15 protein-coding genes and 1 pseudogene are annotated in these 19,964 nt (G+C 72.4%); 9 read left to right on the forward strand and 7 right to left on the reverse strand.

Annotated features, from left to right (window positions below; genetic code table 11):
* Positions 1-918: 918 nt before the first annotated feature.
* Positions 919-2,607, forward strand: a pseudogene (locus ACN267_RS23985) (chromosome partitioning protein); the annotation flags it as partial.
* A 160-nt stretch (positions 2,608-2,767) separates the two neighbouring features.
* Here the strand turns inward: ACN267_RS23985 and ACN267_RS23990 are convergent.
* Entirely contained in the window at positions 2,768-3,196 is a 429-nt protein-coding gene (locus tag ACN267_RS23990; protein WP_204958500.1) for a DUF3151 domain-containing protein, read from the reverse strand.
* 307 nt (positions 3,197-3,503) lie between these two features.
* Between ACN267_RS23990 and ACN267_RS23995 the strand changes: the two genes are divergently transcribed.
* Positions 3,504-4,709: an LOG family protein gene (locus tag ACN267_RS23995; RefSeq protein ID WP_204958499.1), complete on the forward strand. Its 1,206-nt coding sequence runs from the start codon at positions 3,504-3,506 to the stop codon at positions 4,707-4,709.
* An 81-nt stretch (positions 4,710-4,790) separates the two neighbouring features.
* Here the strand turns inward: ACN267_RS23995 and fbaA are convergent, their stop codons facing one another.
* Together fbaA and ACN267_RS24005 are read right to left on the reverse strand one after the other, a co-directional pair.
* Positions 4,791-5,813, reverse strand: coding sequence for a class II fructose-bisphosphate aldolase (fbaA, locus tag ACN267_RS24000; protein ID WP_204958498.1), 1,023 nt, complete (start codon positions 5,811-5,813; stop codon positions 4,791-4,793).
* A 144-nt stretch (positions 5,814-5,957) separates the two neighbouring features.
* Positions 5,958-6,341, reverse strand: a complete 384-nt coding sequence (locus tag ACN267_RS24005; RefSeq protein WP_281901436.1) for a phage holin family protein — start codon at positions 6,339-6,341, stop codon at positions 5,958-5,960.
* A 124-nt stretch (positions 6,342-6,465) separates the two neighbouring features.
* Between ACN267_RS24005 and ACN267_RS24010 the strand changes: the two genes are divergently transcribed.
* The 7 genes from ACN267_RS24010 (at position 6,466) to ACN267_RS24040 (ending at position 17,077) form a co-directional block, all read left to right on the forward strand.
* Positions 6,466-6,678 carry a hypothetical protein gene (locus ACN267_RS24010; protein WP_204928469.1) on the forward strand — a complete coding sequence of 71 codons (213 nt, stop codon included), beginning with the start codon at positions 6,466-6,468 and terminating at the stop codon, positions 6,676-6,678.
* Between the two features lie 103 nt (positions 6,679-6,781).
* The gene (locus ACN267_RS24015) at positions 6,782-8,332 is read left to right on the forward strand and encodes an LPXTG cell wall anchor domain-containing protein (protein WP_421489704.1); all 1,551 of its coding nucleotides are present in this window, start codon (positions 6,782-6,784) and stop codon (positions 8,330-8,332) included.
* 202 nt (positions 8,333-8,534) lie between these two features.
* On the forward strand, positions 8,535-10,130 hold the full coding sequence (locus ACN267_RS24020; protein WP_421489705.1) for an LPXTG cell wall anchor domain-containing protein: 1,596 nt from the start codon (positions 8,535-8,537) through the stop codon (positions 10,128-10,130).
* A 157-nt stretch (positions 10,131-10,287) separates the two neighbouring features.
* Positions 10,288-11,739, forward strand: a complete 1,452-nt coding sequence (locus ACN267_RS24025; RefSeq protein WP_421489706.1) for a 3' terminal RNA ribose 2'-O-methyltransferase Hen1 — start codon at positions 10,288-10,290, stop codon at positions 11,737-11,739.
* Positions 11,736-14,246 carry a polynucleotide kinase-phosphatase gene (locus ACN267_RS24030; protein ID WP_421489707.1) on the forward strand — a complete coding sequence of 837 codons (2,511 nt, stop codon included), beginning with the start codon at positions 11,736-11,738 and terminating at the stop codon, positions 14,244-14,246. Before ACN267_RS24025 ends, ACN267_RS24030 begins: the two co-directional genes overlap by 4 nt.
* Positions 14,247-14,424: 178 nt before the next feature.
* Positions 14,425-15,984, forward strand: a complete 1,560-nt coding sequence (locus ACN267_RS24035) for an LPXTG cell wall anchor domain-containing protein (RefSeq protein WP_421489708.1) — start codon at positions 14,425-14,427, stop codon at positions 15,982-15,984.
* A 163-nt stretch (positions 15,985-16,147) separates the two neighbouring features.
* Positions 16,148-17,077 carry a DedA family protein gene (locus ACN267_RS24040; protein WP_372445972.1) on the forward strand — a complete coding sequence of 310 codons (930 nt, stop codon included), beginning with the start codon at positions 16,148-16,150 and terminating at the stop codon, positions 17,075-17,077.
* 179 nt (positions 17,078-17,256) lie between these two features.
* On the opposite strand, the gene ACN267_RS24045 is transcribed toward ACN267_RS24040, so the two are convergent.
* The 4 genes from ACN267_RS24045 to ACN267_RS24060 form a co-directional block, all read right to left on the reverse strand.
* Positions 17,257-17,634 carry an ArsR/SmtB family transcription factor gene (locus tag ACN267_RS24045; protein WP_007454255.1) on the reverse strand — a complete coding sequence of 126 codons (378 nt, stop codon included), beginning with the start codon at positions 17,632-17,634 and terminating at the stop codon, positions 17,257-17,259.
* A 57-nt stretch (positions 17,635-17,691) separates the two neighbouring features.
* Complete coding sequence (gene pyrE, locus ACN267_RS24050) at positions 17,692-18,231, reverse strand: orotate phosphoribosyltransferase (protein ID WP_088641922.1); 540 nt, start codon at positions 18,229-18,231, stop codon at positions 17,692-17,694.
* Between the two features lie 167 nt (positions 18,232-18,398).
* A complete protein-coding gene (locus ACN267_RS24055) occupies positions 18,399-19,208 on the reverse strand; it encodes an SDR family NAD(P)-dependent oxidoreductase (protein ID WP_281901443.1) in 810 nt (269 codons plus the stop codon).
* A complete protein-coding gene (locus ACN267_RS24060; protein WP_421489709.1) occupies positions 19,205-19,942 on the reverse strand; it encodes a hypothetical protein in 738 nt (245 codons plus the stop codon). The genes ACN267_RS24055 and ACN267_RS24060 overlap by 4 nt, the downstream gene beginning before the upstream one ends.
* Between the last annotated feature and the right edge of the window lie 22 nt (positions 19,943-19,964).

Genomic DNA, 19,964 nt, shown 5'->3' on the forward strand with positions numbered 1-19,964 from the left:
ACGGCCTATCCTCGGCGGGAGGAGTGGGGAGGATCCGTGGTGGACGACAACACCGGCCGGGCCGGACAGCCAGGCCAACAGCCGGGGCCGGAGCGGGACGTCGAACCTCTCTGGCCGCCCGACCCCCCGGTGCCGCACTGGGCCGCCGAGCCCACACCTGTCTACCCGCCGACGGCGTACCCGTCGCTCGCGGCGGAGGTCGCGCCGCTGCCGACCGACGGCGGCTGGGCCCCGACGGGTGACGGCTGGGTGCCCGACCTGCCCGAGCCGACCCTCCCGACCGGTCTCCCTCCGAGGGACGACGGTTTCCCGGAGTACAACGGCTCCCCCGGTTACGACCCCCTGCCCGGCTATCCCGCTGCCGGGGACGCCGTCCCGGCGGATCGTGGCGGTACGCGTCGGCCGCCAGCACCGGCCGGTGGAGCAGGTCCGGGCCGGACCGGACGGGTGGATCTCGACCTGCCCTTCACGTTGGACCCGTCGCTCGCCGGTCCACCGGCCTCCGTCGAACCGCCGACCCCTGTCGCTCCACCGACCTATGTCGCACCGCCGACCTATGTCGCAGCGCCGACCGGGGCCGGTCACGGGGCCGGACCGTCCACGTCGGCTGCTGCGACGCCCCCGCCGAACAGCCCGTCCCACCCCGCCCCACCGTCCCCGCCGCGCAACGGGAGCGTCGTGGCGCACGGAGACGACCCGACCGAGTTGAATCTCGGAAAGTTCGGGCCCTCCGGGGGGCCGAAATCCTCCAAGATCCAGGAGGTCGGCCCGGCAGTCGTGGCGGCGGTGCCGGCACAGTCCACGGGGCGGGGCGATTCACCCTGGGCGTTGCCGCCCCAGCGGCTCTCGACCGTAACCGACGAGCCCGACCGGGCCACCGGTCCGATGCACGGGGTCTCCCACCCACAGGCAGCCGCACCCGGACCCGGCGGGCCGGAGCACCCGCCCAGCGGGTCAGGGCACGTGCCCGACGGGCAGCAGGTGCCTGTGGACCGCGCCACCGTCGGCCCGCAGCCGCCCCCGCAGCATCCGACCGCAGCCGACGGGGCTCCCCACCCGGCCCCTGCCGGACCGCCACCGTTCCCGCCCGCCGTCACCGACCCCGCTGTCACCGGAGAGTTCCGGCCCGCCACCGGGGACAGCGGCCCGGACCGGCCGGACCCCACTGCGAGCTGGACCGAGTCGCGGGAAGCCGGCCCGCCACCGCCCGAACAGCCGACGCCCCAGCTCTCACGGTCCGAACCGCCGGATCCGCCGGAGCCCGGGCTGTCGCTGCCCCAGCCGTGGAACCCTGACCTGCCGCTGCCCGAGCAACAGGTGCACGGGTACCGGGCACCGGGGCTGCAACCCGGGCCGGACCAGCCGTCCCCCGAACCCCAGCCGGTCGTGGGGCAGCAGGCCGGACCACACCAGACGCCTGGGCAGCAGACCGGACCACAGCAGACGCCGGAACAGCACGCCGTAGCGCACCAGACGCCGGGGCAGTCGGTTCCGGGGCCGCAGCCGGCGGCGGAGCAGCCCGTACCAGGGCAGCAGGTGACCGGCGGGTGGTATCGGCCGTCCTGGCCGGAGCCGTCGACCTCCGGCGGGACGCTCCCGGCGGTCCCGTCCGCGCCGGCCTATCCCGACCCGCTCTCCCCGGCCGGCTACCCCGAGATGGGGTGGTCGCCGGAGAGCGGGATCGCGCCGACCGCCGAGGACTTCGCCCGTCGTCGGCAGATCCGGCCGGCCGAGCCGATCGCCACGATGGGCGTCCGGGCCATGGTCAACAGGATCGGCCTGGTGAAGCTCCCACCGGGACAGCACGAGCAGGAGGTGAAGCGGGACATCGAGATGGTGCGCCGCAACTTCGGCGGGCTGCGCCAGGTGACAGTGGTCAATCCCAAGGGTGGGGCCGGCAAGACGGTGGCCATCCTGCTGCTCGCGATGACCTTCGGGCAGAAGCGTGGGGGTTACGTGCTGGCCTGGGACAACAACGAGACCCAGGGCACCCTCGGGATGCGGGCGCAGCAGGACTTCCACTCCCGTACGGTGCGCGACATGCTGCGGGACCTGGGGCAGTTCCAGGGCCCGCACGGCCGGATCGGCGACCTGTCGCAGTACGTCCGCTCGCAGGGCGAGGGGATGTTCGACGTGCTCGCCTCGGACGAGTCGGCCACCGGGGGCGAGATGCTGACGGCGGCGGCGTTCGCCGAGATCCGCGAGGTGGTGAGCCGGTTCTACAAGTTGATCTTCGTGGACACCGGGAACAACGTCCGGGCGCAGAACTGGCAGGCCGCGATGGACGCCACCGACCAGTTGGTGGTCACCATGTCGGCCCGTAACGACTCGGCGGAGACGGCCGCCCGGATGCTCGACCACCTGGAGCAGAGCGGCCGGCACCGGCTGGTCCGGCAGGCCGTCACGGTGGTGTCGATGCCCCCGTCGCGCAAGGAGATCGACCTGCCCGCCATCCAGGAGCACTTCGCCGCCCGGACGAGGGCGGTGCTGCTCGCGCCGTACGAGCGGCTGATCGACACCGGCGAGCCGATCCGGTACGGCGGGCTCTCCTCGGCCACCCGGGACGCCTGGCTGAAGATCGCAGCGGCGGTCGCCGAAGGGCTCTGACCGGCGCAGGAAACGGCGACGCGGGAAACGGCGACGCAGGGAACGGCGACGCAGGGAACGGCGACGCAGGGAATGGCGACGCAGGGAATGGCGACGCAGGGAATGGCGACGCCGGCCCACCCGTACGAACTGTCGGGGCGGGCCGGCGTCGACCGGCCGGTCAGGCGCTGGCGAGGGCGTCCCCGGCCGCCGGGTCGCAGTCGCGCAGGAACTGGGCGCAGCGGGCGGCCTCGTCCGCCTCGCCGATCTCCCCGGCTGCCCGGGACAGTACATAGAGGCAGCGCAGGAAGCCCCGGTTCGGGGTGTGCGACCAGGGGACCGGGCCGTGCCCCTTCCAGCCGTTGCGCCGCAGCTGGTCCAGGCCGCGGTGGTAGCCGGTGCGGGCGTACGCGTACGCCGCGACCACCTGGCCATCGTCCAGGGCCCGGGTGGCCAGCGCCGCCCAGGCCGCGCTGTGGGTCGGGAAGCGGGCCGCGACCTCGGCGTACGCCTCGTCGGTGCCCTGTTCTGCGGCGGCGGCCAGCGCGGCGTCCGCGTCGTCGTGCGCGGGCAGGAGGGTGGCCGGAGGCTCAGGCAACAGGTTCTGCATCGCCCCATTCAACCCGCTTCGCCCTGCGGGGCGCGAGGGGGTCGGGTGGGTACGCTGGCTGAACGGTGGAGGTCTACGTCACGTCGGGACCCTACCGGGTGAACCGTCGGCCCCGTCGGGTGAACCCTCGGCCGACCGTACCGGCCCTGCGGCCCATGCCACCCGAAGATATTTTCCACTACAACTATTGGTCCGGAGCCTCCCCAGGACCCGGTTACGCAGGAGCCCGGCGGCCTCGGTCGCCGGGCTCCTGTCGTCGGTACCCCTGCCCCGGCGCGCGGTGGCGGGGTGGGGGCAGGATGGCGGGGTGCCCACCCCACCTCCCGCGGACGTCATCGCGCCGCACGACACCAGTCATGACGAGATCGAGACCCGTGCCGAGTTCGACAGGCACCTCGCCGCCGACAGCCTCGCCGGGCTGACCGTGCAGGGGCTCCGCCTCGACCTCGACCCCGTCCCCGACCTGACCGCCACCGACGTGGCCGGCACCCTCTTCGTCGGCTGCCGGTTCGCCGGCCGGGAGGTCGGCGCGGACCTGGTCCGGCGCGGCGCGAACGTGGTGCCGCCCTTCTCCGGCCTGCCGTACCCGACCCAGCCGGCCCATCTCTACACCCCGACCGACCTGGCCGAGGGGTTCGCCGATGCCGGGTTCGCCGGGATGTACGATACCCGGGTCTACGACCACTTCCGCACCCACGGTGGCGCGCTGCCGGACGTGAAGGAGGCACTCGGCCAGCGGCTGCACGACCACGGGGTGGACAACGCCCTGGCCGACGCCACCCGGACCTGGCTCGCCACCCACGGGCCACAGTCGGTGGTGGGGGTGATGGGCGGGCACGCGGTGCCGCGCGGCAGTGTGCCGTACCGGATGGCGGCGGTGCTGGGCTGGGAGCTGGCGCGGGCCGACCGGCTGGTGGTGACCGGCGGCGGTCCCGGGGTGATGGAGGCGGCCAACCTGGGCGCGTTCCTGTCCGCCTGGCCGGTGCAGGAGCTGAACACGGCGATCGACCTGCTGGCGGTGGCCCCCGACTTCACCGACCACGACCGGTACACGGCCGCCGCGCTGACCGTGCGGGACCGCTACACGGCGACCGTGCCGCAGCAGCGCGGCCCCGGGCTGGACTGGGCCCGTTCCGGTGGGCTGGCCATCCCCACCTGGCTGTACGGGCACGAACCGGCGAACCTGTTCGCCGGGCGGATCGCCAAGTACTTCTCCAACGCCATCCGGGAGGACACCATCCTGCGGCTGGCCCGGGGTGGGATCGTCTTCGCACCCGGCCGGGCCGGCACCGTGCAGGAGGTGTTCCAGGCGGCGACGAAGACGTACTACGGCACGGACGGGGCGAGCGGGGCGTACGTCTTCCTCGACCGGGCGTACTGGACCCGGGAGTTGCCGATCGAGTCGCTGCTGCGGCCGTTGTTCGCCGGGTCGCCGGCCGGTGACCTGTCCGGCAGCATCCACCTCACCGACGACGTACGGGAGGCCGTCCGGGTGCTCACCGCGACCGCCTGACGTGCGGCCCGGCTGGCCGGGCTCCGACGGCGACGGCCGGCCCCCGGGTGGGGAGCCGGCCGTCGACGGGGTACGTCAGGGTCACTTCATCCGGGTACCGGTGGAGCGCAGGTGCTCGCACGCCTCGACGACCCGGGCGGCGAGACCGGCCTCGGCCAGCTTGCCCCAGGCACGCGGGTCGTACTGCTTCTTGTTGCCGACCTCGCCGTCGATCTTGAGGACGCCGTCGTAGTTGCGGAGCATGTGGTCCGCGACCGGCCGGGTGAAGGCGTACTGGGTGTCGGTGTCGATGTTCATCTTCACCACGCCGTAGTCGAGCGCCTCCCGGATCTCCTCCAGCAGCGAGCCGGACCCGCCGTGGAAGACCAGGCTGAGCGGCTTGTCCTTGCCGTACTTGGCGCCGACCGCCTCCTGGATCTGGTTGAGGATCTCCGGCTTGAGCTTGACGTTGCCCGGCTTGTAGACGCCGTGCACGTTGCCGAAGGTCAGCGCCGCCATGTAGCGGCCCTTCTCGCCCAGGCCGAGCGCCTCGACCATGGCCAGGCCGTCCTCGACGGTGGTGTAGAGCTTGTCGTTGATGGCGTTCTCGACGCCGTCCTCCTCGCCACCGACGACGCCGACCTCGATCTCCAGGACGATCTTGCCCTTGGCGGCCTCGTCGAGCAGCTGCGCGGCGATCTGCAGGTTCTCCGCCACCGGCACGGCCGAGCCGTCCCACATGTGCGACTGGAACAGCGGCTCCTGGCCGCCCTTGACCCGCTCCTGGGAGATGGCCATCAGCGGCCGGACGAAGCCGTCCAGCTTGTCCTTCGGGCAGTGGTCGGTGTGCAGCGCGATGTTGACCGGGTACTTCTTGGCCACCTCGTGCGCGTACGCGGCGAACGCCACCGCACCGGTCACCATGTCCTTGACGGACGGCCCGGACAGGTACTCGGCACCACCGGTGGAGACCTGGATGATGCCGTCGCTCTCCGCGTCGGCGAAGCCCTTCAGCGCCGCGTTCAGGGTCTGCGACGAGGTCACGTTGATCGCGGGGTACGCGTACCGGCCGGCCTTGGCCCGGTCCAGCATCTCCGCGTAAGCCTCGGGGGAAGCGATGGGCATGTGAAACGCTCCTTACTTACCGCTCTCGGCCGCGCTGGCCGCTGTCTTCCATGGGTGCGCCGGACCGCGCTGTCCACCGTCGGCAGTATCCCGTAGGAGGCGACGGCGGACACAACCGCCCCGGTGACCGTCCACCCGTCGGCCTCACCGACGCTCCCACCGGTCCGGTACGGCGACGCTGATCAACCAGGTGACCACGGCCATCACGATGGCCCCCCAGAAGGCGGCCCAGAAACCGTCCACCCGGAACGGCAGGTCGACCGCCCGCGCGAGCCAATCGGTCAGCATGAACAGCAGGGCGTTCACCACCAGCGCGAACAACCCGAGGGTGAGCAGGTAGAACACGCAGCCGACCACCTTGATCACCGGTTTGAGGACCGCGTTGACCACACCGAAGATCAACGCCACCAGCAGCAGGGTGAGAGCGGTGTTCGCGCCGTTGCGCCCGGTGACGTCGACCCCGGGCACGACCAGCGTGGTGACCCACAGCGCGATCGCCGTGATCACCAGTCGGATCAGGAAGCCCACCGATCCATCCTGACACCGGCGGTCGTCCCGGGAGGGGCGTTCCCACGTTCCCGCGCCCACCGGGCGACCCGCGCCACCAGCCCGTACGGTGGGGTGGACAGGCCGCCGCAACCAGGGAGGGACGATGGGTCAGCCCGACGAGGACTTCACCCCGAGCGACCACCTCGACCCGCAGGAACGCGACCTGGAGGCCGAGCCGGCCGACGCGGTCGAGCAGGCCGCCGTGATCGGCCCGGACGAGACCGACGCCGAGCCGCACCGGGGCCTGGAGGTCGCCGACTGGGACGCCATGGAGCAGGCCCGGGTGGTCACCGCCGACGAGGACGACTACCGCTGACGGTGCGGTCCGAGCGACCACGTCCCGGCGCGGCGGGGCGACGCGGAACGCGGTCAGCGTGAGAGGCTGACCACGCTCCGTCACCCGCCGGAAGGTAGTCCTCATGCTTCGGCACCACCTGCGGCGCTGGTTCGCCTCATCCGTCGCCGTCGGCGCGTTCGTCGGCACCGCCGCCGCACCCGCCGTGGCCGCTGGCGCGTTCGTCCCCACCGCCGCCGCGCCGGCCGCAGCCGGCGGGGTGAGGATCGAGGCGCGGGACCTGCTGGTCGCCCCCGGGCACAGCACCTCGGGCCAGGTCCGCATCGACATCTCTCACATCGCCGAGGGCGAGCCGTTCCACCTCGACATGGACCTGTCCGAGCTGGACAAGGTCGGCCGCCTCACCACCTCGGGCGACGGCTGGAGTTGCGCCCAACCCGCCAGGCACCTGAGCTGCACCGCCAAAAGAGGCAAGGCGGCCATGTCGAACGAGTTCCCCACCCTGTTCTTCCAGATCGACGCCCGGTCGGACGCGCCGTTGGACACCCGGGTCGAGCTTCGCTTCCACGTGACGTCGCCCGAGGCCGACGGCACCCGGACCACCACGGTGACCGTCGTCGAGGGAGTCGACCTGCAGACCGCACCGAAGGCGGAGCTGAGCGTCGAGCCCGGCGATCTGCTCGACGTCACCGGCACCGTGCGCAACGCCGGCCCCGGGCCCGAACGCGGTGTCGTGCTCACCATGGATCCGGACTGGCTGTTGACGTACCGCGACAACTTCCGGAACTGCCGATGGCAGGAGGGCACCCCGCTCGTCTGCCACTTCGACACGGAACTCGAACCGGGCGTCACCTACCGCCTCTCGGATCCGCTGCCGTTCAGGGTGAACAGGATCGCCCGCAGCGGCCTGGTGGTGACCAACCGGCTGCATTGGTGGACCACCGACGACTGGGCGCTGGTCGAGAAGGACCCGACTGCACCGAAACCACCCGACACTCCCGGCAACGGCATCGAGCTGCGCCTGGTCGCCCAGCCGTCCACAGCGCGGACCGATCCCACCGTCCGCAACAACTGGACCGACGTCCGGGTGACCATCACCGGTGACCGGAAGGCGGACGCCGCCGCCGTGGGCGACGAGGCCCGGGTGCGGGTCGGTGACCGGGTGAGGATGACGATCGGCTTCCGCAACCTGGGGCCGACGATCGTGGAGACGTGGCGGGAACAACCCCTGATACAGGTCGATATCCCGGACGGCATGACGGTGGTCGACATCGTCGACAACTGCTACCCGGTCACCGACGGGAAGTGGAACGGCGGCGCCCCAGGCGAGCCCGGTGCCCGGTCCTACGGGTGCGGTGGTCCCGGAGACCTCGCCAGCCCCGGGGAGACCTTCTCGTACGAACTGACGCTACGCGTCGACCGGCTGACCCGGCGGACCGCCGGGACGGTGACCACCGCCCTCGACGGTGACACCGATCACCGCAACGACCGGGCGGAGATCGTGTTCCTGCCGGCCGCCGACGGCACCGGTGGTGGGGAACCGGACGGGGACGGTTCACTGCCGATCACCGGCAGCGCCGCCGCATCTCTCGCCGCGCTGGGTGGAGGGCTGCTCGTTGCCGGCCTCGGCGGCTACCTGGTGGCCCGCCGTCACAGGACCCGCTTCGTCGCCTGATCCTCCTCCACCATCCGAGTCCCGTCGGCGACCCGGTCCGGCTGGTCGTGGCAACCGTCGACGGACCCGACCCGGCCGTTGTGTCGGTTCAGCCGGCCGTTCGGCCCATCTCTGGGCCCACGCGGCAGCACGGGCAGCACGGGAAGCGCGAGATCCATAGGATTCGCAGGCTTCGCTGCTCATCCACGGGAGGAAATCCATGATGCTCAAGCACTCGACCCGGCGCTGGCTCGCCGGGCTGAGCGTGGCCGGAGCATTCGTCGCCGCCTCGGCCACCCCGGCATCGGCCGAGAGCGCAAAGGTCGATCTTGGCATCTACTTCGATGACACGACCGTCGCACTCGGCTCCGAAGGCAAGACGAACTCGCCCACGCTGCACAGCTCCGTGCCGGTCGTCCTGCGCGGCCTGAGCGTGCGTTACGACTTCGCCGGGCTGAGCGGCAAGGTGACGGTCAAGCCGGAGAGCGGGGCGAGCGGTGACTGCACCTCCCCGCAGCAGGGCGTCCTGGTCTGCACCGACCCGTTCGAGGTCGAGCTGGCCGAGTGGGGCATCGGCGGCTACTTCAGCGTCGTCATCGCACCGACCGCTGACGCGCAGGACGGCGACAGCGGCGAACTGAAGGTGACGGTCAGCGCGGACGGTGCCAAGTCGGCCAGCCACACCGCCAAGGTCCGGGTCGGCGAGGGTGTCGACCTCGCCGGCGGCACCGAGGTGACGCGGTCCACCGCCCCCGGTGGGAGTTTCACCGCCCCGCTGACGGTGCAGAACGTCGGGCAGAGCACCGTCAAGGGTGCCGTGGCGGTCTTCGACCACGACCGGGCCATCCGCCCCGGCAAGAAGTACCGCAACTGCACCTACGAGGGTGACCAGCTGCGCACGTGCAGCTTCACCGACCTGGTCGCGGCTCCCGGTGAGAGCTGGACCGCTGACGTCCCGTACCTGCTCGGCAAGGACGCCTACGCCCCGGGCCGCAGCTACGGCTACCACAACTGGATGACGGTGGCGGAGTTCGAGGACTTCACGACGTACCTGACGCATCTGGGCATCTCGATCGGCAAGCCCGGCGACGGCGGTGACCTCAGCCTGGGCAAGGGTGGCAACCGGCGGGGTCTCCAGTCCGACACCGACCCGTACAACAACTGGTCCGGCGTGGTGGTCAAGGCCACCGGCACGAACGGGACGGACCTGGCCGCGCTCGGCGATTCGGTGAAGGGCAAGGCCGGTGCGGTGGTCGGGGCCACCGTCGGCGTCCGTAACGACGGACCGGCGTCGCTGGACTTCAGCCGTAGCGGCAGCCCCGTCACGAAGGTGGACGTCGTCGTGCCGACCGGCACCACCGCCGTCGAGGTGCCCGACACCTGCGTGCCCTTCGACGACGGCGACGCGGACTGGTCGGAGGCCGGCACGCCTGGCGCCAAGGCGTACCGCTGCCTCCCGGACATCTACCTCGCCGTGGACGAGAAGCAGACCTTCCCGTTCGGCCTGCGGATCGACAAGGTCGTCCCGGACGCCGCAGGCAGCGTGACCATCAACGCCAAGTGCGAGTGCGACGGCTTCACCGAGGACACCAACGCGGCCAACGACGTCACGAAGCTGCTCGTCAACGCGACCGGCACCGACGGCGGCACGGACGGCCCCGGCGGGGGTGACGGTGGCACGGGCGCCGGTGACGGTGGCCCGCTCCCGATCACCGGTAGCTCGACGGCCCTGGTCGGTGGGGTCGGCGCACTGTTGCTCGTCGCCGGTGCCGCCGGCTACCTGGTGGCCCGCCGCCGCCGGACCCGCTTCGTGGCCTGATCACCGCCGCATCTCCGACGCCCCGCCGACCCGCCCGGGTCGGCGGGGCGTCGCGTTGCACCGCCCGCGCACCCGGACCGCTGAGGCCCCGAGGTGCGGCGGCACCGGGGGAGAAATGAGGACGACGCCGGATCGACCACGCTGGGATCATGGGCGCGTGCTGCTCACCCTGACCACCACCCACGAACCGGCGACCGACCTCGGTTACCTGCTGGTCAAGCACCCCGACCGGGTGCAGGAGTTCGACCTGCCCACAGGTACCGCGCACGTGTTCTACCCGGAGGCGACGGAGCGTCGGTGCACGGCCGCCCTGCTGGTCGAGGTCGATCCGCAGCGCCTCGGGGTGGGCCGGCGGCGGGCGGCGTCCACCCCGGAGACCTTCACCCTCGGGCAGTACGTCAACGACCGTGCCTACGCCGCGTCGAGTCTGCTCTCCTCGGCGCTGTCCACGGTGTTCCGTTCCGCGCTGCGCGGGGTGTCCCGGGACCGCCCGGAGCTGGCCGGCGTGGCGATCCCGCTGAGCGTCCGGGTGCCGGTGCTGCGCTGCCGGGGCGGCGCGGAGCTGGCGGTACGGCTGTTCGCCCCGCTCGGCTGGGTGGTGACCGCAGCCCCGCTCCCGCTCGACGAGCAGCACCCCGAATGGGGTGACAGCCGGTACGTCGACCTCCGCCTGACCGGCACGGTCCGGCTCGCCGACGCCCTCAACCACCTGTACGTCCTGCTGCCGGTGCTGGACGACGCCAAGCACTACTGGGTCGCCCCGGACGAGATCGACAAGTTGCTGCGGGCCGGGGCGGGCTGGTTGGCCGACCACCCGGAACGGGCGTTGATCACCCGCCGCTACCTGGCGCACCGGCGGGCGCTGGCCGGGCGGGCGATGGCCCGGCTGGCCGAGTTGCGGCTGGCCGACGTACCCGTGCCGGACGACAGTGTCGACGAGGCCACCGGCCCGGCGGAAGGCGCGGCGGCGGCCGATCCCCGGCGGGCGTCCCTGGCGGCCCGACGGCGCGAGGCGGTGCTCGCCGCGCTGGCGGCCAGCGGCGCGAGGCGGGTGGTGGATCTGGGGTGTGGCGGCGGCGCGCTGCTCACCGGGCTGCTCGTCGACCGGCGTTACACCGAGGTGGTGGGGGTGGACGTCTCCGCGCAGGCGCTGACGACGGCCGCCCGCCGGCTGCGGCTGGACCGGCTGCCCCAGCGGCAGCAGGACCGGGTCCGGCTGTGGCAGTCGGCGTTGACCTACCGGGACGACCGGTTGCGTGGCTTCGACGCGGCAGTGCTGATGGAGGTCGTCGAGCACCTGGACCCGGCCCGGCTGCCCGCGTTGGAGGACGCCGTGCTGGGTCACGCCCGGCCGGGCACACTCGTGGTGACCACCCCGAACGCGGAGTACAACGTGCGGTACGAGGGGCTGCCGGCGGGGCGGTTCCGGCATCCCGACCACCGGTTCGAGTGGACCCGTGCCGAGTTCGCGGCGTGGGTCGACCGGGTGGCCGCCGAGCACGGCTACACGGCCACCGTCAGCGGGGTCGGCGACCACGACCCCGAGCTGGGCCATCCCACCCAGCTCGCCGTCCTCACCGCCGTGGCCAGCCGGGAGACGACCCGATGAGCATTCTCGACATTCCCGAACTCGCCCTGGTGGCGCTGGTCGGCGTCTCCGGCTCGGGCAAGTCCACCTTCGCCGCCCGGCACTTCGCGCCCAGTCAGGTGCTCGCCTCGGACGCGTTCCGGGCGATGGTCGCCGACGACGAGAACGACCAGTCCGCCTCCGCCGACGCGTTCGGGGCGCTGCACCACGTGGCGGGGGTCCGGCTGCGGCGGGGCCGGCTCACCGTGGTCGACGCGACGAACCTCCAGCCGCACGCCCGCGCCGGGCTGGTCAGGGTGGCCCGGGAGCACGACGTGCTCCCGGTGGCGATCGTGCTGGACGTGCCGGAGGCGTTGGCCTGGGAACGGACCCTGTCCCGCGCCGACCGCACACACGGCCGGCAGGTGCTGGCCCGGATGCAGCGGGACCTGCGCCGGTCGTACGGGCAGTTGGCCCGGGAGGGGTTCCGCAAGGTGCACGTGTTGCGCGGGGTCGAGGAGATCGACGCCGCGCGGATCCGGCTGGAGAAGCTGTTCAACGACCGGCGGGAGCTGACCGGGCCGTTCGACATCGTCGGTGACGTGCACGGGTGCCGGGCGGAACTGGAGGAGCTGCTGGGGCGGCTGGGTTTCGTGCTGCACCGCGACGACGCGGGTCGCCCGGTGGACGCGGTGCACCCGGCTGGTCGTACCGCGGTCTTCGTGGGTGACCTGGTGGACCGCGGCCCGGACTCGCCCGGCGTGCTGCGCCTGGTGATGGGCATGGTGGCGGCCGGGCACGCGATCTGCGTGCCGGGCAACCACGAGCACAAGCTGCTGCGCAAGCTGCGTGGCCAGGACGTCAAGCTCACCCACGGCCTGGCCGAGACGATGGCACAGCTCGACGCGGAGGACCCGGCGTTCGTGGCCGGGGTGGCGACCTTCATCGACGGCCTGGTCAGCCACTTCGTGCTCGACGGCGGCCGGCTGGTGGTGGCGCACGCCGGCCTGAAGGAGGCGTACCACGGCCGCGCGTCGGGCCGGGTCCGTTCGTTCGCGCTCTGGGGCGAGACCACCGGCGAAACCGACGAGTACGGCCTGCCGGTGCGCTACCCGTGGGCGCGCGACTACCGGGGTGCGGCGACGGTCGTGTACGGGCACACCCCGACGCCGGTGCCGGAGTGGATCAACAACACGATCTGCGTCGACACCGGTTGCGTCTTCGGCGGGAAGCTCACCGCGCTGCGCTACCCCGAGCGGGAGCTGGTCGCGGTCGACGCCCGGCGGGAGTGGTACGCCCCGGCCCGGTCGCTGTTCGCCCCGACCCGCCCGGACACGGTGCTCGACCTAGCCGATGTGACCGGGCGGCGGCACCTGGAGCACGCCTACGGCACGCTGACCGTGCCGGCGGAGAACGCCGCCGCCGCGCTGGAGGTGATGAGCCGGTTCGCGGTGGACCCGGGCCGGCTGGTCTGGTTGCCGCCGACCATGGCCCCGTGTTCGACGTCGACCGTGCCGGGGTTCCTGGAGCACCCGACGCAGGCGTTCGAGGACTACCGGTCGGCCGGCGTGCAGCGGGTGGTGTGCCAGGAGAAGCACATGGGTTCCCGGGCGGTGGTGCTGGTCGAGCGGGAACCCGGCCGGTTCGGCGGTGGGGTGGTGCACACCCGGACCGGTCGGCCGTTCTTCGGCCCGCCGCTGGACGGGGAGCTGCTGGACCGGGTCCGGGCGGCGGTCGGCGCGGCCGGGCTGTGGGAGGAGTTGGGCACCGACCGGCTGCTGCTGGACTGTGAGCTGCTGCCCTGGTCGGCAAAGGCGGACGGGTTGATCCGCGAGCAGTACGCCGGGGTCGGGGCGGCCGGGCGGGCGGCGCTGCCGGCGGCTCTCGCCGCGCTGGACTCGGCGGCGGCCCGGGGACTGCCGGTGGCCGCGCTGCGGGAGCGGATGGCGGCCCGTCGGGCGGAGGTCGACGGCTACTCGGCGGCCTACCGGGCGTACGTGGCACCCACCGAAGGGCTGCGCGGGGTGACCCTGGCGCCGTTCGCGGTGCTGGCCGGGGCGACGGTGACCTTCACCGACCGGGACCACGGCTGGCACCTGGCGTTGGCCGACCGGCTCTGCGCCGCCGATCCGGAGTTCTTCACCCCGACCCGACGACAGGTGGTGGAGCTGTCCGACGAGGCGGCGGTGGCGGCGGCCACCGAGTGGTGGTCGGCGCTGACCGGGGCCGGCGGCGAGGGGATGGTGGTCAAGCCGTACGACGGCCCGGCGGCCCGCTCGGCCCGGGGCTCGCTGCTCCAGCCGGGGATCAAGTGCCGGGGCCGGGAGTACCTGCGGATCATCTACGGTCCCGGCTACACCGACCCGGCCCAGCTCGCCGCGCTGCGTCGCCGCTCGCTGGGCCGCAAGCGGGGGCTGGCGCTGCGTGAACACGCGCTCGGCCTGGCCGCCCTGGACGGGTACGCCGCCGACGTCCCGCTGTGGCGGCGGCACGAGCTGGTCTTCGCGATCCTCGCCTGCGAGTCCGAGCCGGTCGACCCCCGGCTCTGACCCTCCCCGGGGTGGGGCGGTCCACGGCGGCCCGGGTGGGTGGGGTGGGCCGTCCGGGGGGATTCGTCGGCTGTTCGGCCCATTCTGTCGCCACCCGTCGGCGCGGGGCACTCGGACGGGGACGAACTCCCTAGGCTGCGACGACCGTCGTAGCACCTCCTCAGGACAGGATCCGCTGATGCGCAAGCACGCGACGCGTCGTTGGCTGGCCGGACTTGCGGTGGTGGGCGCGTGTGTCGCCGCCTCCGCCACTCCCGCCCCGGCCGCCCCCGCGAACCCCGGGGCCTCCCCCGGCCAGGTGGTGACGGCCGGGTTCACCACGTCCGCCAACAACGTCACCCTGGCTCCGGGTGGGCCCGGTAGGACGGTGGTGCTCCGGGTGCCGGGCGAGAAACTCCAGGACAGCTACACCATCACCGTCGACTACGGCGCGGTCGACGCCTTCGTCGAGGTGAGCGGTTCCGCCGCCTCGGCCTGCACCCGTACCGGCACCGTGCTGACCTGCCTGGCCTACCAGGAGGACGCACCGGACCTGCTCTCGTTGTCGGTACGCCCGCGCGCGGGTGCAACGGTGGGTCGACAGGGTCTGCTCCGGTTCACCGTCACCACCGGCAGGTCGGGTACGAGCACCACCACGTCGACGGTCCTCGTCGGCGAGGGGGTCGACCTGGTGGCGGGTCCCGCGGTGACGCTGACCGGCGGCCCCGGTGCCACGGTGCCGGTGGGCCTGTCGGTCGCCAACCGGGGGCAGGAGACCGTGCGGGGCGTGGTGCTCCTCGTCTCGGCCGCGTACGGGCTCACCCCGTCGAAGCGCTACCGGAACTGCCGATACGGCAGCAAGGGTGGGTTGGTGCACTTCACGCCGAACCTGTTCGCCTGCACCTTCGACGACGAGATCGCGCCGGGCCGGGCGTTCCGGGTCGACGGCGGCTTCGGTGTCACCGTGCCCCGGGACGTCTCGGCACCGAACGTCCAGCCCGGCACCGCCACCTGGTTCACCCCGCAGGACTGGGCGGACGCGCAGCCCAGCTACACGCTCGACCAGCAGGGCAGCGGCGGTGTGCTGCGGCTGGAGCAGGTCGGCACCCGACTGCCCGGCGGCACGTCCCGGGCGGCGCAGACCGACGTCAGGCCGAACGACAACGAAACGCCCGTCGAGTTGACCGTCACCGGCAACCAGCGGGCCGACCTGGCGGCCGACGAGGTACGCATCACCGCCAAGGTGGGCGAGACCGTGCCGGTCACGATCGGTTACACCAACCGGGGGCCGGCCTCGTCGTCCAACGGCGGCCGCGACTTCTACACGATCGTCGAGATGACCGTGCCGAAGGGCGTCACCGCCGTCAAGGTGCCCAAGAACTGCCTCGACGCCGACATCCAGGACGAGGAGGGCGGCCGGCCGGGTGCCCGCGCCTACCTCTGCTACCAGTACGACGTCATCCACAAGGGCGGGAGGGTCGCCCTGCCGTTCTCGTTCCGCATCGATCGGGCAGGCCCCCTGACGGGCACGGTCCAGCTGAGAAGCGGCCCGGTGGGCACGAAGGACCTCGACCCGAGCAACGACACCGCGAAGATCCTGGTGAATCACGCCTCGGGCGGTCAGGGCGGCGACGACGGCTCGTTGCCGATCACCGGTTCCCCGTCCGGCCTGGTGGCCACCGTCGGCGGCCTGCTCCTGGCGGCCGGGATCGGCAGCTACCTGGCGGCCCGCCGCCGCCGGTCGCACTTCGTGGCCTGATCGGGCCCGCCCGGCCGGGCCATGGAGCGCGGGGCCGGGCGGGCCCGGACCCGCCCGGCCCCGCGCCCGGCGGTCCGGCCGGGCGGGTCCGGTGGGGTGAGTTGCCGGTCGGAGGGACGCGTGCCGCGACCGTGCGTTCGTGGGCTCGGTATGGTGTGTGGCCGTGGACACAGGTGAGAAGACGCGGGTGGTCGCGGAGACGGTCGCGCTGAACCCGCTCGACCCCAAGGATCTGCTCCAGACCTTCGGGCTGGTCGGCGTGTGGGTGATCCTCTTCGCCGAGACCGGCCTGCTGGTGGGGTTCTTCTTCCCCGGCGACTCGTTGCTGTTCCTGGCCGGGGTGGCCGCGTCGCCGGTGGCCGACGCGATCTTCGGCAGCGGCACCCGGCTCTCCCTGGCCGGGCTGCTGATCGGCGGTCCGCTCTGCGCGATCGCCGGTGCCCAGCTCGGGCACTGGCTCGGCGCCCGGTACGGCCGCAAGATGTTCGAGCGCCCCAACTCCCGGCTCTTCAAGAAGGAGTACGTGGAGAAGGCGGAGTTCTACTTCCAGAAGTTCGGCCCGGCCAAGGCCGTGGTGCTGGCCCGGTTCATCCCGATCGTGCGGACGTTCCTCAACCCGGTGGCGGGCGCGCTCGGCATGCCGGCGAAGCAGTTCCTCCTCTGGAACGTCGTCGGCGCGGTCCTCTGGGTGGACGGCATCCTGCTGATCGGCTACCTGCTCGCCGACCAGATCTACAGCGCCATCGGCGACAAGATCGACAGGTACATCCTGCCGGTGGTCGCACTGATCATCCTGATCTCGGTGCTGCCGATCTTCTTCGAGTTCCTCCGCGACCGTAAGGCACGTCGGCGCGGTGAGGCCGTCGCCGTGATCGCCGCCGCGAGCGCGGTCGGGGCGGTCGAGGCCGTCCGGGACGCCGTCGAGCACCACCACCACGACCAGCCCCCGCAGCCGCACCCCGGGCAGCCCGCAGGCGGCGCGCAGCCGTACGGCGGGCAGCCCGGCCCCGACCAGCGGTTCCCCCCGCAGACGTACGGGCAGCGCCCACCGTCGGACGGCGGGCGGTACCCGGAACACGGGCAGGGCCACTGACCGGCGGACGACCAACGGCCGGCCCTCGGGGAGAGGACCGGCCGTTGCGTACGCGTACGCCACCGCGGGCACGGTGGTGGATCAGCAAACTGACCGGTGACGGGCAGCCGTCACCACCCGATGACGCCACCCCTGGTCCGTCATCGGACGTCGCCCCTGGACGGGACGAACGGGTTCAGTCAGCGGGCCTTCTTGGTGGCCCGCTTGCGCGGCGGCGTGAGCAGGTCGGCGATCGTGGCGATCGCCGACGGCACCAGCCGGTAGTAGGCCCACACACCACGCTTCTCCCGCTCCAGCAAGCCGGCCTCGGTGAGGATGCGGAGGTGGTGGCTGACCGTCGGCTGCGAGAGGCCGAGCGGCGCGGTGAGGTCACACACGCACGCTTCGCCCTCGGGCGCCGACTGGATCAGGCTGAGCAGCCGCAGCCGGGCGGGGTCGGCGAGGGCCTTGAGGACCCCCGCCAGCCGCTCGGCGTCGGCACGTTCGATCGGCTCGCCGGCAAGCGGCGAGATCTGAGGCATGGTCATTTCAGCCAACGCAGTTCCCACGTATTCCATCCTTCCACCAGCAGCATCGATCCGCCTGCATATCAGCAGATCCGAATCGGCAAATTTTTACGCCACAAGGCCGAGGTCAGCCAACGTATAGGCCGCCCGATACGGCAGTCCGGCGGCACGTACCACGTCGCTGGCGCCACGGTCGACGATCACCGCCACGCCCACGACCTCCGCCCCGGCCTCGCGTAGAGCTTCGACGGCCGTCAACACGCTGCCGCCCGTCGTCGAGGTGTCCTCCACCGCCAGTACCCGCCGGCCGGCCACCTCAGGACCCTCGATCCGCCGTTGGAGACCGTGCGCCTTGCCGGCCTTGCGGACGACGAAGGCGTCCAGGGGTCGATCGGTCTCTGCGGCGGCGTGCAACATCGAGATGCCGATCGGATCGGCACCCAGGGTCAACCCACCGACCGCGTCGTAATTCCAGTCGGCGGTCAGCTCCCGCATCACCCGACCGACCAGGGGAGCGGCCCGGTGATGGAGAGTCACGCGACGCAGATCGACGTACCACTCCGCCTCCCGCCCCGAGGAGAGCACGACCCGGCCATGGACCACAGCCAGGTCAGTGATGAATTTACGCAGGTCGTCGTGGTCCCCCATGGCGATAGAGGGTACTGCTCAAGTCTGTGGGTCGTGTGTGCGGCCCACCCGGAGCGGCCATCCGGGTGCTCGATGACTGGCGATGGACGGCTACGCTGCGCGACCACACCGGTAGGGTTTCGCTGCCACGCCAGGCCACCGGCGGGTCGACCGGCACCGCCTGTCGGTCACTGCCCGGCCGGGTCGGCCTGCCCGCGCCGGTCCCGGAAGGCACCGCGCAGCAGCCGACGCGGCACGTGCCGCAAGCTCGCCACGGCCAGCTTGTACTTCCAGTCGGGCACGCTCACGGTTTTGCCTTTTCGCAGGTCACGCAGGGCCTCGGCAACCACGTCGTCGGCTTCGAGCCAGATCCACCGCGGCATTCCTGACATGTCGATGCCGGTACGTTCGTGGTAGCCGGTACGGGTGTAGCCGGGGCAGAGCGCCATCACGTGCACCCCGGCTGAGCGGGCCGTCTGCCCGATCGATTCACTGAAGCTGGTCACCCATGCCTTGCTGGCCGGATAGGTGGAGCCGGGCATCACCGGGCCGAAGCCAGCGACCGAAGAGACATTTATCACTGTCCCATTACCGCGCCTCGTCATGGGCCCGAGCGCCGCATGGGTGAGGCGCAGCACCGCGTGCACGTTCAACCGGAGCAACCGTGTCTCGTCGGCGACGGTGGATCGCATAAACGGCTGGTTCAGGCTCAGTCCGGCATTGTTGACCAGCAAATCCACCGGGTCACCGGTGGCCAGTCGCCGTTCCACCAGCGCGCAACCGTCGTCGGTGGACAGGTCGGCGGAGACGACCTCCGTCCGGTTGCCGTACCGGCCGGTCAGCTCGGCGGCGGCGGCGTCGAGCCGGGCGGTGTCCCGGGCCACCAGGACCAGGTCCCAGCCCTCGGCGGCGAGTTGCCTGGCGAACGCCGCGCCGATCCCTGCGGTGGCACCCGTGATCAACGCGCACCGGCCGGACCCGGATCGGTCGACTGTCACGGTTGCTCCTCGGTGGGACGTCGGATCACGTCGGGCCCGGACGCGGACCCGGGCTCAGGCTGGGGCGGTACCGGTGTGGCGGCGGCGGGGCCGGGCTTCGGCGCGGACACCGGGGACTGGTAGGGCGCGGCGGTGAACGAGGAGGGCCCGTATCCGGGTCGCACCGGCCACCTGCCGGTGAACCAACTGTTCGCCGGCCGCAGGGCCAGCAGCACGGCCACCACGAGGTAGCCGAGGCCCTGGGCCACCGAGACGCCCGCGTTCACCGGCACCCACCACGAGGGATAGGCGTCGTCCAGGGTGGCGAAGAGGTCGGCCACCCCCTGGTCACCGCTGCCCAGCCGCAGTGGCCTGACCCGCTGGCCGACCAGCACGGCCAGGGCGCACCCTCCGGCGAGCAGACCCAGCCCGCAGACCACCCAGACGCCGACCCGGGCCCCCCGACGCCTGGCGAGCAGCCCACCGGCGAGGCCGACCAGCAGCAGCGCCACCAGCACCGTCACCACCGCCGAGCCGATCGTGCTGAGCCGCAGCAGCCGGACCACCCCGTCGACGTCGCCCGGGTCGGCTGCGGTGTCGGCGGCGGCCCCCCGGAACCTGTCGACCGTGCCGCCCAGGGCGAGCAGGCTGGTGACGGCGTAGACCCCGGCGGCGAGCGCCATCAGCCCGAGCAGCGCCGCCGCCACGGTGACGACCGGCGGGCGGCGGTCCGGCACCTGATCCGGGTACGACACGACGATTCCCTCCGGTAGGCGT

Origin of the sequence: Micromonospora sp. WMMD734, from assembly GCF_049178975.1 — a bacterium.
Taxonomy (GTDB): Bacteria; Actinomycetota; Actinomycetes; order Mycobacteriales; family Micromonosporaceae; genus Micromonospora; species Micromonospora wenchangensis.